The organism is Bartonella sp. CR84HXZ (genome assembly GCF_042194535.1).
Lineage (GTDB): Bacteria > Pseudomonadota > Alphaproteobacteria > Rhizobiales > Rhizobiaceae > Bartonella > Bartonella grahamii.
This window is the reverse complement of sequence record NZ_JBHIMY010000007.1, coordinates 22,652-36,187: the sequence shown is the minus strand read 5'-3', so window position 1 is coordinate 36,187 and position 13,536 is coordinate 22,652. Positions and strand designations below refer to the sequence as shown.

Here is a 13,536-nt window from a genome sequence, read left to right as displayed (position 1 = left end):
AGGTATAGAAACAATAAGTAATATTTCTTTACTGAAAACGAGTACATGGTTAACATCATAGCATTCTTGTTCTTTACACAGAGATTAATTCTTTCTCTTGCTTTTGCAGTCAACAATAGCACATAACAAAAAATAGGATAAAAGCTAAAAAGAAGAGGTTAGATATGAAATTTTTTGTGGATAGCGCCAATATCGAAGAAATCCAAGAGTTACAGAATTTAAGCCTTGTTGATGGTGTCACCACCAATCCCTCTCTTATCCTAAAATCAGGACGCAATATTCTTGATGTTACAAAAGAAATTTGTGCTCTCATTAGCGGGCCTGTTTCTGCTGAAGTTGCAGCAACGGAATTTGAAAACATCATGAAAGAAGCGGCTGTTTTAGCAAAGATTGCCGACAATATTTGTATCAAGCTTCCTTTAACACTCGATGGATTAAAAGCCTGTAAAGCCCTCACAAAAGAAGGACTAAAAACAAATCTCACACTTTGCTTTTCTGCCAATCAAGCCTTACTTGCAGCCAAAGCAGGCGCGACATTTGTTTCGCCTTTTATTGGTAGACTTGATGATTGCGGAAATGATGGAAGTGAACTGCTTCATGAAATTCGCACAATTTATGATAACTATAACTTTGAAACACAAATCCTAGCCGCTTCAATCCGCACCGTTAATCATGTCAAAGAAGCAGCACTCAGTGGTGCTGACGTTGCAACAGTTCCACCAGCAATCTTAAAAGCACTGGTCAAACACCCTCTCACTGATAAAGGGTTGCAAATATTTCTCAACGACTGGAAAAAAACAGGACAAAATATTGCTTAATATCTAGAATTTTTATTGGAAAGATCTTTTGAAAGTAACAAAAAAATCTGTTCAGCCAACTCTTCAGCAACACGTTTTTTTGCATCTTCTTCTGCTTGCATCGTTGCATATTCTTGACGAAGTCGGTCAAAAGATGCATTCATCATTGCTGTTCCTTTTGCAACAAGAGTATTTTTCATATCCTGCAAAGTGTAAGAAGCTCTGCTCATAACAGTTCCAACAGAAGGTCGTCCTTTTCGTTTTTTCTCGAAATCAACCTCTATCTGCATAGATTCTCTTGTAGATACGGATATCTGCAATGCCAATCGATAAGCAGGTAGAGAAGGTTTACCACCATTTCCATACAAAAGAAACAGCAGATGATTGCGCACCATTTGACCAAAACGATCCGAAGGCTCTTCCACAACAATAGAGGCAAGCTTTTGCGCAAGCCCCAAAGAAGCTTGCCCAGAAACAGGATTCCTATAGGAAGCAGAATTCATTGTCATTGCACTCTGCAACTCTTGACGATAAAGCGGTTCAACTTTGCATCCACACAACAGTGTGAATACACCAGCTAAAACGACAAGAATCAAACTTTTAAAAAACGACATTTACAATCCTTTGTGGAACAATAATGATTTTTTTCACAGGCTTTTCAACCAGCTGTGCCTTTACAAAATCTAAAGCCAAAACCGCTTCTTTAATCATCGTTTCATTTGCTGTTGCTGCAACGCTCACCTCACCGCGTTTTTTACCATTAATTTGTACTGGCAAAGTATAGCATTCCGCAACGGTTAACGCACTGTCATAAACAGGCCAAGCAAGCGCAGACATTAAAGTTTCCCCCCCTAAAGCAGCATGACATTCTTCTGCTAAATGAGGCATCATCGGTGCAATCATGGCAAGAAAAAAATCCATGGCTTGACGTAAAGAAGCTTTCATTTCATCGTCAACACTTGCTATTTTGTTGAGCAACGGTGCCATAATATTCAAGAATTCATAAAGGCGTGCAATAGCCCGATTAAAAGCAAATTTTTCCAAATCATCTTCTACAGCGCAAAGCGTACGATGTGCAGCCTTTGAGAGTTCCAAAGCCGCCCCCTGATGCCCTGCACAAGGCGCCACATCCTTTAAAACAGAAGCGCTCAAAGCCACACAACGCCAGACACGCTGTACAAAGCGATGAGCTCCTTCAACACCAGATTCTGTCCAGATGACATCCCGATCAGGGGGAGAATCTGACAACACAAACCAACGCACAGTATCAGCGCCATAGGATGCGATAATATCATCAGGATCAACGACATTCTTTTTGGATTTCGACATTTTTTCAATCGAACCAATCATCACTTCACTTTGATCAGTCAATTTATAAGCCTGTCGTTTTCCATCCTTTTCAACAATGGAAATTTCTGCTGGAGAAACCCACCCTTGATCATCCCGATAGGTTTCATGAACCACCATACCTTGGGTAAAAAGCCCCTTAAAAGGCTCATCAACAGTCACATGACCGATCAATTTCATGGCACGCATAAAAAAGCGTGCATAAAGAAGATGCAAAATGGCATGCTCAATTCCACCAATATATTGTTGCACAGGCAACCATTCAGAGATTGCTTGTTTGTCGACAGGTTCCTGCGCAAAAGGGGCCGTAAAGCGTGCATAATACCAAGAAGAGTCAACAAATGTATCCATGGTATCGGTTTCACGTTTGGCAGGTTGACCACAGGAAGGACAAGTAACATTCTGCCAGGTTCCATGCCGTGCAAGAGGATTTCCAGGTTGATCAAAAGTAACATCATCAGGCAACACAACCGGTAAATCGGTGCGCGGCACAGGAATCACTCCACAAGATGTACAATGGATCATCGGAATGGGGCACCCCCAATAACGCTGCCGCGAAATCCCCCAATCACGCAAACGAAATTGCACTGTTTTTTTCCCTTGCGGTTGCCCATTGAGCATTTGTTTCTCAAGCCTTTTGGCTGCTTCTTCAAAAGCTTGTTTAGGTGTCAAACCATCCAAAAAGCTGGAATTGATCATCACACCATCACCCGTATAAGCTGTTTCAGCAATGACAAGATCTTCTTCTTGCTCTCCTTTTGGCAAAACCACTGGTTTTATTGGAAGATCATATTTACGCGCAAAATCGAAATCTCTCTGATCATGAGCCGGACAACCAAAAACAACCCCTGTTCCATAATCCATAAGCACAAAATTCGCGATATAAACAGGAATATGTACTGTTGAATCAAAAGGATGAACTGCCAAAAGGGGCGTAAGAAATCCTTGTTTTTCAGCTGTTTCAAGTGCTGCCGTTGTCGTTCCACCACACCGACAGTTTTCGATAAAAGCACTCAACGCTTTATCTTTCTTTGCCAAAGCTTGTGCAATGGGATGGTCAACAGACAGAGCTAAAAAAGAGGCGCCAAAAAGTGTATCAGGACGTGTTGAATAACAAACAACCTCATTAAACATCTCACAAACATCATCAACACCACTTGCATCATCAACACCACTTGTTGCCTTTAAAGCCCAACGAATCAGTAAACCTTGCGATTTTCCAATCCAATTTTTTTGCATAGTGCGAACTTTTTCAGGCCACTGCTCCAGCTCTTCAAGCCCAGCCAAGAGCTCTTCACTAAAGTCGCTAATTTTGAAAAACCACTGTGTCAATTCACGCTGTTCCACCAACGCACCAGAACGCCATCCCCGCCCATCAACAACCTGCTCATTTGCCAAAACGGTGTGGTCAACAGGATCCCAATTCACCTTAGCCACTTTACGCGCAACCAACCCCTTTTGATAGAAATCAAGGAACAACATTTGTTGACGATGGTAATATTCCACATCACAAGTCGCAAATTCACGCGTCCAATCTAGTGAGAGCCCTAATTGCTTTAATTGCCCGCGCATCACAGCAATATTCTGATAGGTCCAAGTTTTAGGATGCACTTTACTTTGCAGAGCAGCATTTTCAGCCGGCATACCAAAAGCATCCCAGCCCATAGGATGAAGCACATTAAAACCCTTTGCCCTTTTATAGCGTGCCACCACATCCCCCATGGCATAATTGCGCACATGCCCCATGTGAATGCGGCCTGACGGATAAGGAAACATTTCTAAAACATAATATTTTTCACGAGCATCTTCTTGAACAGTCTGAAAAATTTTCTTTTCATCCCAAATTTCTTGCCATTTTTTTTCTCTCGCACGTGGATTATAGCGTTCGCCTATATTATAATGTTCAATCGTCATTCCCATTATACTCTTTTAATAAAACAGAACCAAAAACTTGTTTTATTATGCTTGACCATGGATTAACCTCATCGTCAACATTTTCGTGAAATATTTCCCTAAGTATTTTATAAAACTTTTAAAAAAACGACCAACTCTTGAACAAAAAAGGTAAAACACAAAAATATGAATACACAAACGCCCCTCGATGCCCCTTCCATTGAAGCATGGCAAAACCTTCAAAAAGACATTGCTGAAACATGCCAAGAGTTACAACGCCCTGTAGAAGAAATTGAACTTATCGCTGTTTCAAAAACTGTTCCTGCCACTGATATACGTCCCCTTTTACAAGCAGGCCAATCTTTGTTTGCAGAAAACCGCGTACAAGAAGCAGCACAAAAATGGCCTGCTTTACGTCAACAATTTGAAAATATTAAACTTCATCTCATCGGTCCCTTACAATCAAATAAAGCCGCCGAAGCTATCAAAATTTTTGATGTCATTCAAACGGTTGATCGTGAAAAAATAGCCAAAATTTTATCCGAAGAAATGCAAAAACAAAAAAGGCATCTTCCTTGCTATGTTCAGGTTAACATTGGCTTAGAACCGCAAAAAAGTGGTGTTGCACCGCAAGAAGTAATCCCTTTTGTCAACCAATGCAAAAACAACTATGGACTTGATATCATCGGTCTTATGGGCATCCCCCCTGTCGATGAAAACCCCGGACCCTATTTCGCGCTCTTAGCAAAATTAGCAAAACAAGCAGGTCTTCCAAAGCTTTCCATGGGTATGTCCAGTGACTTCAAAACCGCTCTACAGTTTGGCTCTAACGTCCTTCGCATTGGCTCTGCTTTATTTGGAAAACGCCCTGTGTAAAGCAATTTCCCCTCATATAAACTCATTCCCCCTTCATATAAACTCCCATTGAAAATTCTACGAACAAGCCAAAAACAGCAGAAATGAGAAAAAATATTTCCTTCAATATTAATAAAAAAGCAATTCTAGCAAAAAAGATTCCAGTCCCTCTTTCATCCTGTTAGCAAAATAAGCAAAAAAGCTGGTCTTCTCAAATTTCTCACCGGCACATCCACAACACATACAATAGCTTCAAGATAGCATTGCAATTTGGCTCTCATATTCTCGCACATTGGCTCTACTTCACCTCCCCTCTGACCGCCTCTCCAGCAAAAGCAACGTAAAAAATAAATCCTTATATAAAGGCAAAATGATAAGAGGGGCGTTGCGCATGAATGAAAAAACTGTCGCAAAATCACCAATTGCAAAAGAATATTCAATACGATTATCGCAATGATTTCCATTAAAAACCACGAATTCTCTTAACTTCTCCAACACGCGTAAACAATTTCCCCACATGCCAATGGCGTAAAGCAGGCAAAAAGAGGCTTATGGCTGCATAATACAGTAACAAAACTCTTTCATGTAAGTCACTTGAGCAAAATAAACATCTCAAATGCTCAATAGAGCACCAAGAGCCGCGCTAAACAACATGAATAGCAATCCTATAAGATCACAACGATAGCATAGAGACTTTCTATGCTCTACAAAGCGTAAATACAGTCAATATCCGCCTGAAAAATAAAAGAACGAATCCCGTGCATATGCGCATAATACATGCATGCAAAACAATGGCAATGAAACCGATCCCAATAACGATATTTCTTTATCATTATTCCTTTGTGGATTTCTTAAACAAAGAGAAAAACTTCAACTTTTAATATACGCAATTTTTCTAAATTTAAACTTTAATTAAGAAAAAATATGGTGTCATTTCTTATATTTTAAAAACTTATAATTAATATTATTATCTTTTTAAGAAAAAAATTCATATATACATAATTTATATATTATTTATACAGTATTTTTATTGTTATTTTTAAAGTTTATCTTTGACATTTCTCTAAAAATACGTGATAGCCATTTGAAATGTATCATTGTGATGCTACTTTTACTGTAGATAATTAAGAAGAATTAATATGTTTGGTTCATTCAACACATTCGGTCATATGGCGACAAAGCATTCTTTTGGTCATTCGCACAATTCAAGACCTACTCATGGAAATGCATTTAGTCCTGGTGCTTTTATGTCTCACATGAATGCACGTGGCAGCGAAGTAGGAGTTCCGGCAGGAGTAGTTGGTGCAATTCAAGGTGGTATAACTGGGGGACCAGTGGGTGCATTTACAGGTGGAATGGGAGCTTTGTCATTGGGATACATAGGAGGTGCTGCTTGGGGCTTTATAGAAAAAGGTCGTGAGTGTTGGTTCTAATTTATAGAGAATAGCTACAAAGATATCTCTGAAGATAAATAATTCTGTAAATATATTCGAAAGAATATACCAAAATTAAATATCTACATCTGTGGATAAAATAGTTTTCGGAGATATCTATTGTGAATCACATCACATAATCAGGATTTTGTTATAATGAATATTCTTTATGAAATCATAAGACTGTTTTGCATTCTCATTGTATTCATCCCTATATATGCTATTGGTTTTAAAAAAATTGGTGGTTACAGTTGGAAAGTATCTATAAAAACAACATTATATACAGTAATTCTGTTCATTATTTCTGATAGTTTATGTAGATATTTTGGTTTATATTAATCTTTATCGGATGAGTTCCAAGTACACTGAATAAAGTAGCGATGGTGCTATTAATGAGAAATTATGATTTATAATGACAGATTTTACTCATAAAATTATTGAATCGCTTATAGCAACATTTTTTTGGTTTAATATATCTTTTTTATTATAATTTTATTTCTTATAGTTGGAAAGATTCTCTAAAAAATCATTATTAATAAGCTGTATATTCTTTCTTATTAGTCTTTTATTTAACTATATTGGTTTATATCAAATTATAAGTAATATTTTATAATGTATATTTTTAAATATTAATATTATATAGATACATATTTACAAATATGTATATTTAAGGTAGCATTCAACGCTGTATGTTACAATCGCAACTTTTATGAAGGTACTTATAATGGATCTTATGGATCTTATGACTATTAGTGATACTCTTCTTCTTATTTATTTTTTTGGTTTCATTTCTGTTTGGTGTATTTTGTAAATATAACGTTGATAATTTAAAAGATATAATATTAAAAGCATTACACTAAAATTATTATTTATACATAATAATTTTTTATATTGTATTTTATACAAATACAATATATGATTGCGAAATTATTCGCCGTATTAATTATATCTATTACTATATTTATTTTTTTAGAAAAAATTTTGTTACATTTAGAAAATATCATAACGGCATTATAGTCAGTTATTATGTTCTTTATTTCTAATAACTTATTTATATATTTGTGTTTATATTAATTAAAAAACAGTCAAATCGATAAATTACCCAGCATGTTTATAACACTGCTTTAAAGGATGATATTTTTAAGGGCGTGCACAATCGGATAGTTAACTTGATTTTTTCCTTTCCCTAAAAAACAAGCAAGAATTAATTTTAGATTTTCAATGCGTTCCTAGCCTTAGGTGGATCTTGAAGGAACATTTGTCCTTGCTCCCAATACCATTTCCTAGTACAATCAGTGAATGGCATAACGCAAAACACTAAGTGTCAGTATTTTACATTTATGGAAGTAATAAATCTGTAGTGTGGCAATATTCGCCCTTCGAAAATGACTTTATAAATAATGCCGATAATCTACGAATCCCCATCTCCTTTTAACTTTTATATGAATTTGTTTTTAAAATTTAATTTCTTATCGGCACATAAAGAGCTCTCTCTACAACAATACGATCTTTTTGTATTTCTATACAATTTACAGCTCTTTATGACGATATACTTTGTCACACGTTACCCCCTAAAACAGCATAAAAAAGCTCTCTTAAAATATAAACGTAAAGACAAACACAGATGATTTTAAAAATTGACTATTCTAATCTTTGTCATTTAGTCTAACCTCGCAATGAAAAGCTTTTGGAAAACTCTGCCAAAAATATAAACATACGAAAGTATAGAGGCAAATTTTTCCAAACAATAAATTAAAAGAGGGACACATGACTGAAAAAATTTATCCAATATCAGAAGAAATCAAAAAAAATGCGCTTATCAATGAGGAGACCTATCAACAATGGTATCAAGAAAGCGTCAATGATCCAGAAAGCTTCTGGGCAAAACATGGAAAATGCATTGAATGGTTTAAACCTTATACAAAAGTAAAAAACACTTCCTTTAATGGAGATGTATCAATAAAATGGTACGAAGATGGAATAACAAATGTTGCCTATAACTGCATTGATCGCCACCTGAAAACCCATGGAGAAAAAATCGCGCTTATTTGGGAAGGAGATAATCCTTATCATGATAAAAAAATAACCTATAACGAGCTTTATGAACATGTTTGTCGTTTTGCCAATCTTTTGAAAAGTCGTGGCATTAAGAAAGGCGATAAAGTAACCATTTATCTTCCCATGATTCCCGAAGCAGCCTATGCTATGCTCGCCTGCGCCCGCATTGGTGCTGTTCATTCGGTTATCTTTGCTGGCTTTTCTGCTGAGGCAATAGTAGGACGCCTTGTTGACTGCGAATCAACCTTCATTATTACAGCTGATCAAGGCTTGCGTGGCAGCAAACGAATCAACTTAAAAGACAATGTTGATCATGCTATTGAGATAGCAGCGCGCCAAAACGTGCATGTGGACCAAGTCATGGTTATACGGCGGACTTGTGGACCCATTCAATGGATAGAGGGACGTGATTTTTGGTACCACGAAGAGATAGCTCATGCCAAAACAGACTGCCCACCAGAACCAATGAACGCTGAAGATCCGCTTTTTATTCTTTATACTTCAGGCTCCACCGGCAAACCCAAAGGTGTTTTGCATACTACAGCGGGCTATCTTGTTTATGCCGCAATGACACATCAATACGTTTTTGATTATCACCCTGATGAAATTTACTGGTGTACAGCTGATATTGGTTGGATTACCGGTCATTCTTACTTGGTTTATGGACCTTTATGCAATGGTGCAACCACTTTAATGTTTGAAGGCACACCAACCTTTCCTGATAAAGGAAGATTTTGGGAAATTGTCGACAAGCATCAAGTCAATACACTCTATACCGCACCAACAGCTATCCGCACCTTAATGGGAGCAGGAAATTCGTTTGTTGAACACTCAAACAGGACATCGTTGCGTCTTTTAGGCACGGTAGGAGAACCGATTAACCCAGAAGCATGGGAATGGTTTTATCATACAGTTGGAAATGACCGTTGTCCGATTCTCGATACATGGTGGCAAACAGAAACAGGAGGGCATATGATCACGCCCTTGCCTGGTGCAACCCCCCTCAAAGCAGGATCAGCCACACGTCCTTTTTTTGGTGTTCAACCCCAAATTGTTGATGCTCAAGGCAATATTTTAGAAGGTGAAGCAGAAGGCAATCTTTGTATCAGTGATTCATGGCCAGGACAAATGCGCACGCTTTATAAAGATCATGAGCGCTTTATTCAAACTTATTTTTCCTCCTATAAAGGAAGATATTTTACAGGCGATGGTTGTAGGCGTGATAGTGACGGCTATTACTGGATTACAGGGCGGGTTGATGACATTCTCAATGTCTCGGGGCACAGGTTAGGAACTGCTGAAATTGAATCAGCCCTCGTTTCTCATCCCGCTGTATCAGAAGCAGCCATTGTGGGTTACCCGCATCCCATTAAAGGACAAGGAATTTATAGTTTTATCACCTTAATGGAAGGGACGGCTCCAAATGAAGAGTTACAAGAAGAGCTTATTAAACATGTGAGAAAGGAAATAGGCTCCATTGCCATATTGGATAAAATTCAATTTTCCCCACAGCTTCCCAAAACGCGATCAGGAAAAATTATGAGACGTATTTTACGAAAAATCGCCGAAAACGATTTTGATACTCTCGGAGATATCTCAACTCTTGCCGAACCACAAGTTGTTGAAGATCTTATTGCCAACCGACAAAATTAAAGAAACCACGAAGAAACACAACATACGGTGGTTTTTGTTTTTCTGCTAAAATTATCCTAGCATTGTTACGAAAACCACCCATGAGAATAAAAAAACAAAACAATTCATGGGAAGCTCAACAACTCTAACAACAAACGCCTTTCTTCATAACAAATAAGAAACAATAGAAGAAAAAACTTCACGGTTGGAAGATGCTAAGATTGGAATATAAATGCGAATAAGAATAAGAAAGTGAGATAAAAAGAGCAACATAGCTTTTTAAAATCACCCAGTACCCACTCAATGCAAAAAAGCCTCTGAGAAAGAAGGAAAAATAGTTCTGATGTTTATGCTAGAATCACTTTGAAATTCCTGCTAAAATCATAGATAAAGCTAAAAAGAGAAAGTATAAGTGATAATATTTTTGAGCAAAAATATTTATCTATAACGAGGGTGTGTAAAAAATATTGAAAACCATGAAATCTAAAATAACCAAGCTTACAACAAAAATCTAAAGTAATGAAAGTAAGAGTTCTTAGAATAAATGATGCAATATAAAATCAGGAGTAATAATAAAAAGTGATTCATTTTGAAAATGTCGGTCTACGCTATGGAATGGGACCTGAGGTCCTTCGTGATATTAGCTTTCATATTCCTCCTGGATCATTTCAATTTCTCACTGGCGCCTCTGGAGCAGGGAAGACGTCGTTGATGCGTCTTATGTTTTTGGCAATCAAACCCACCCGCGGTCATATTGATTTATTTGGAACAGACACAGCGTTACTCAAACGACAAGAGCTCCCTGCGCTGCGACAACGTATCGGTGTTGTTTTTCAAGATTTTCGTTTACTCGACCACATGACCACTTATGAAAATGTCTCCTTACCTTTACGCATTAAAGGACAAGAAGAGGCAACCTATCGCAGTGAAGTGGAAGATCTTCTCTGTTGGGTAGGTCTTGGAGATCATATTCATGTTTTACCACCAGTTCTTTCCGGCGGAGAAAAACAAAGGGTAGCCATTGCACGCGCGCTCATTGATCAACCTGAAATTCTACTTGCCGATGAACCTACCGGAAATGTCGATCCGCCCTTGGCAAAACGCCTACTCCGTTTGTTTATTGAATTAAATCGTTTTGGAACAGCTGTTATCATTGCTACCCATGATATTGCCTTAATGGAACAAGTTGCAGCACGGCGTATGCTTCTCCATAACGGACGGATGACGATTCATGAATAAGTCTTTCCCCATTTTTACAAGCAATAAAAAAAATACAACAGCGATTATTCCCAGTGGTAATATTTCTGGAAAAGCACTGGTTGCCGTGATTGCTATTATGACATTTCTTTCAAGCCTCACCTTAATCGGTGTTGATTTAGTCCAACGTGCCGCCCAAAATTGGAGTAATCAGATTAGCTATGAAGCAACAATACAAATACGCCCCATGGACAATGTTGATATCAATAAAGCACTCCGTGATGCCGTACAATTGGTTAAAACATTTTCTGGTGTACAAGATGCAAAAATTGTTGACCAAAAAGCTACAGAAAAATTACTGGAACCATGGCTTGGAACAGGCTTTAATGTCAATGAACTGCCCCTTCCCCGTCTTATCATTGTGACCCTGAAAGAGGATGAGAAAATCAATTTTGCAGCCATTAATCACGCCATTAAAACCCAAATTCCAGGAGGTCAATTTGATGATCACCGTGTTTGGGTCCATCGTTTTGCAACCATGGCACACACCACTGTTTTCATCGGTTTTTCAATTTTAGCATTGGTTCTAGGCTCTCTTATTCTTACCATCATTTTTACCACCCGCAATGCATTGGCAGAAAATGCGCATATTATCAATGTCTTATATTTCCTTGGTACTGAAACTCTTTTCATTGCCCGCCAATTTGACTGGCATTTTTTTAAAACTGCGCTGCGTGGTGCTTTATATGGTGGTCTCACAAGCATATTTCTGTTTTTAGCCTTTTGTCTCTGGACGAATTATAACTTGGGAAGAGTGGAAGCTAGCCAAGTAACAGCTTTGTTTGGACATATTTCCATAAGTTCCATTCCTTACGGAAAAATCATTTTTCTTATTATTTTCGTTTCTTTTCTTACCACTCTTACAAACCGCATGACTATTTTAGCGCAACTGAAAAAAATCGATCAATGTGAAAATGGTTTATTTTAATTTTATGACTTACCACTCCTACCATTCCAACTCGTTGAGGCAAAACAATTTAGAACGTCCTCTTCCAAAACCACCCCACTATCGTTGGTCTGTGTGCTTTTTATTTCGCTATTTTCCACCGACAACACTTACTCTTGCAATCATTGTTTTCATTTTCTGGGGCGGTTTTATTGTTTTTTCTGAAAAAACTGAACGACTTTCTCCCCCAAAGCCTCTCCCCAAAGCTGATGCCATCATTGTGCTTACAGGCGGAGAAAACCGAATAGAGACAGGAATCCATCTCTTACAAAAGGGGCTTGGTTCACGACTCCTTATCAGTGGCGTAAACACCACAACCAATCTGAAAGGTTTCATGCATAACAGGCATATTACCCCACGGCTTGTCTCATGTTGTATTGACATTGGGCATCAAGCGATTAACACCCAAGGGAACGCCAAAGAAAGTGCTGCTTGGATCAAAAAACACCACTATAAAACCCTTTATATCGTCACCCATGATTACCATATGTGGCGCTCAATGCGAGAACTTAAGTATTTAATGCCTGATATCCATTTCATTGCTTATCCTGTTAAAAAGAGCAATGCTGAAAGCGCAATACAACAGATCAATCAAATCCGCATTCTCATATTCCAATATATTAAAACGCTCCAAGTCTATATCAGAACCGCATTCTAATCTTTATCCTTCTGACTTTTTTAAAAACCTTGCCATCTTCTGACCGCTTCATACCGTTCTTTCCATAGCCTTCCACACGAGGTTGCTTCTATAAAAGCTCGACAGAGCTACCCTCATATAACACAGAATACCCCAATACACGTATCACTGTATTGCACATTCACCCAAGACATCTCTCACATCCCAAACATATCTCACAGCACGGGATCTGTACATGCCATCTCAATATATAAGCTCTTGTAAATAGAGCGCCCAGCCAACTATAAGATCTCCCGACTTGTTATAGAGATCTATTTATACCACCGTCTTTACGCTTCATAAAAAAGACAAACCACCCCATCCTATATTTTACCGCCCCCAATATTACGATAGCTCTTACACCACTTGGAATGATTGGTAAGAGACATGCTTTCGCCTTTTTTAAACACGAGCATACCAACCTCGTATGACATGAAAAGAAGTAATTTTAATAGATTTAAAATAAGAAAATTTATGATACTTAGATTTCTCATTCAACAGAGAGAAGGTTAAACTATCATTATAAACCAATATATTAGTAATAATCTCTTCATTCAACAAAGCATCTTCATAAGGGCATTTTAGATCACAGATAGGAATAAGCTCAAAACGCACACCGCCACGAACATCCCACACTTTTTA

Annotated in this window: 10 protein-coding genes; 7 read left to right on the top strand and 3 right to left on the bottom strand. The window is 37.8% G+C overall.

Features of this window, described 5'->3' with window-relative positions; translation table 11 throughout:
• Positions 1 to 164: 164 nt before the first annotated feature.
• The gene (gene fsa, locus ACFIKD_RS04690) at positions 165 to 818 is read left to right on the top strand and encodes a fructose-6-phosphate aldolase (RefSeq protein WP_375620026.1); all 654 of its coding nucleotides are present in this window, start codon (positions 165 to 167) and stop codon (positions 816 to 818) included.
• On the opposite strand, the gene lptE is transcribed toward fsa, so the two are convergent.
• Positions 815 to 1,411, bottom strand: a complete 597-nt coding sequence (gene lptE / locus ACFIKD_RS04685; RefSeq protein ID WP_375635492.1) for an LPS assembly lipoprotein LptE — start codon at positions 1,409 to 1,411, stop codon at positions 815 to 817. The genes fsa and lptE overlap by 4 nt on opposite strands.
• On the bottom strand, positions 1,398 to 4,058 hold the full coding sequence (gene leuS / locus ACFIKD_RS04680) for a leucine--tRNA ligase (RefSeq protein ID WP_375644536.1): 2,661 nt from the start codon (positions 4,056 to 4,058) through the stop codon (positions 1,398 to 1,400). The genes lptE and leuS overlap by 14 nt, the downstream gene beginning before the upstream one ends.
• 165 nt (positions 4,059 to 4,223) lie before the next feature.
• Between leuS and ACFIKD_RS04675 the strand changes: the two genes are divergently transcribed.
• The 6 genes from ACFIKD_RS04675 (at position 4,224) to ACFIKD_RS04650 (ending at position 12,876) form a co-directional block, all read left to right on the top strand.
• Positions 4,224 to 4,913, top strand: coding sequence for a YggS family pyridoxal phosphate-dependent enzyme (locus ACFIKD_RS04675; RefSeq protein WP_375644436.1), 690 nt, complete (start codon positions 4,224 to 4,226; stop codon positions 4,911 to 4,913).
• Between the two features lie 1,118 nt (positions 4,914 to 6,031).
• Positions 6,032 to 6,325: a hypothetical protein gene (locus tag ACFIKD_RS04670; RefSeq protein WP_375635490.1), complete on the top strand. Its 294-nt coding sequence runs from the start codon at positions 6,032 to 6,034 to the stop codon at positions 6,323 to 6,325.
• Positions 6,326 to 8,092: 1,767 nt separating this feature from the next.
• Positions 8,093 to 10,036 carry an acetate--CoA ligase gene (acs, locus tag ACFIKD_RS04665; protein ID WP_375635489.1) on the top strand — a complete coding sequence of 648 codons (1,944 nt, stop codon included), beginning with the start codon at positions 8,093 to 8,095 and terminating at the stop codon, positions 10,034 to 10,036.
• Between the two features lie 558 nt (positions 10,037 to 10,594).
• Entirely contained in the window at positions 10,595 to 11,254 is a 660-nt protein-coding gene (gene ftsE, locus ACFIKD_RS04660) for a cell division ATP-binding protein FtsE (protein WP_015856996.1), read from the top strand.
• Complete coding sequence (locus ACFIKD_RS04655; protein WP_375647345.1) at positions 11,247 to 12,200, top strand: cell division protein FtsX; 954 nt, start codon at positions 11,247 to 11,249, stop codon at positions 12,198 to 12,200. Before ftsE ends, ACFIKD_RS04655 begins: the two co-directional genes overlap by 8 nt.
• The gene (locus ACFIKD_RS04650; protein WP_375647343.1) at positions 12,187 to 12,876 is read left to right on the top strand and encodes a YdcF family protein; all 690 of its coding nucleotides are present in this window, start codon (positions 12,187 to 12,189) and stop codon (positions 12,874 to 12,876) included. Before ACFIKD_RS04655 ends, ACFIKD_RS04650 begins: the two co-directional genes overlap by 14 nt.
• A gap of 420 nt (positions 12,877 to 13,296) precedes the next feature.
• On the opposite strand, the gene ACFIKD_RS04645 is transcribed toward ACFIKD_RS04650, so the two are convergent.
• Positions 13,297 to 13,530: a hypothetical protein gene (locus ACFIKD_RS04645; protein ID WP_375647341.1), complete on the bottom strand. Its 234-nt coding sequence runs from the start codon at positions 13,528 to 13,530 to the stop codon at positions 13,297 to 13,299.
• Positions 13,531 to 13,536 lie beyond the last annotated feature (6 nt).

Coding starts and splice junctions, on each gene's coding strand:
- fsa (WP_375620026.1), top strand. CDS start 165: ATGAAATTTTTTGTGGATAGCGCCAATATCGAAGAAATCCAAGAGTTA.
- lptE (WP_375635492.1), bottom strand. CDS start 1,411: ATGTCGTTTTTTAAAAGTTTGATTCTTGTCGTTTTAGCTGGTGTATTC.
- leuS (WP_375644536.1), bottom strand. CDS start 4,058: ATGACGATTGAACATTATAATATAGGCGAACGCTATAATCCACGTGCG.
- ACFIKD_RS04675 (WP_375644436.1), top strand. CDS start 4,224: ATGAATACACAAACGCCCCTCGATGCCCCTTCCATTGAAGCATGGCAA.
- ACFIKD_RS04670 (WP_375635490.1), top strand. CDS start 6,032: ATGTTTGGTTCATTCAACACATTCGGTCATATGGCGACAAAGCATTCT.
- acs (WP_375635489.1), top strand. CDS start 8,093: ATGACTGAAAAAATTTATCCAATATCAGAAGAAATCAAAAAAAATGCG.
- ACFIKD_RS04655 (WP_375647345.1), top strand. CDS start 11,247: ATGAATAAGTCTTTCCCCATTTTTACAAGCAATAAAAAAAATACAACA.
- ACFIKD_RS04650 (WP_375647343.1), top strand. CDS start 12,187: ATGGTTTATTTTAATTTTATGACTTACCACTCCTACCATTCCAACTCG.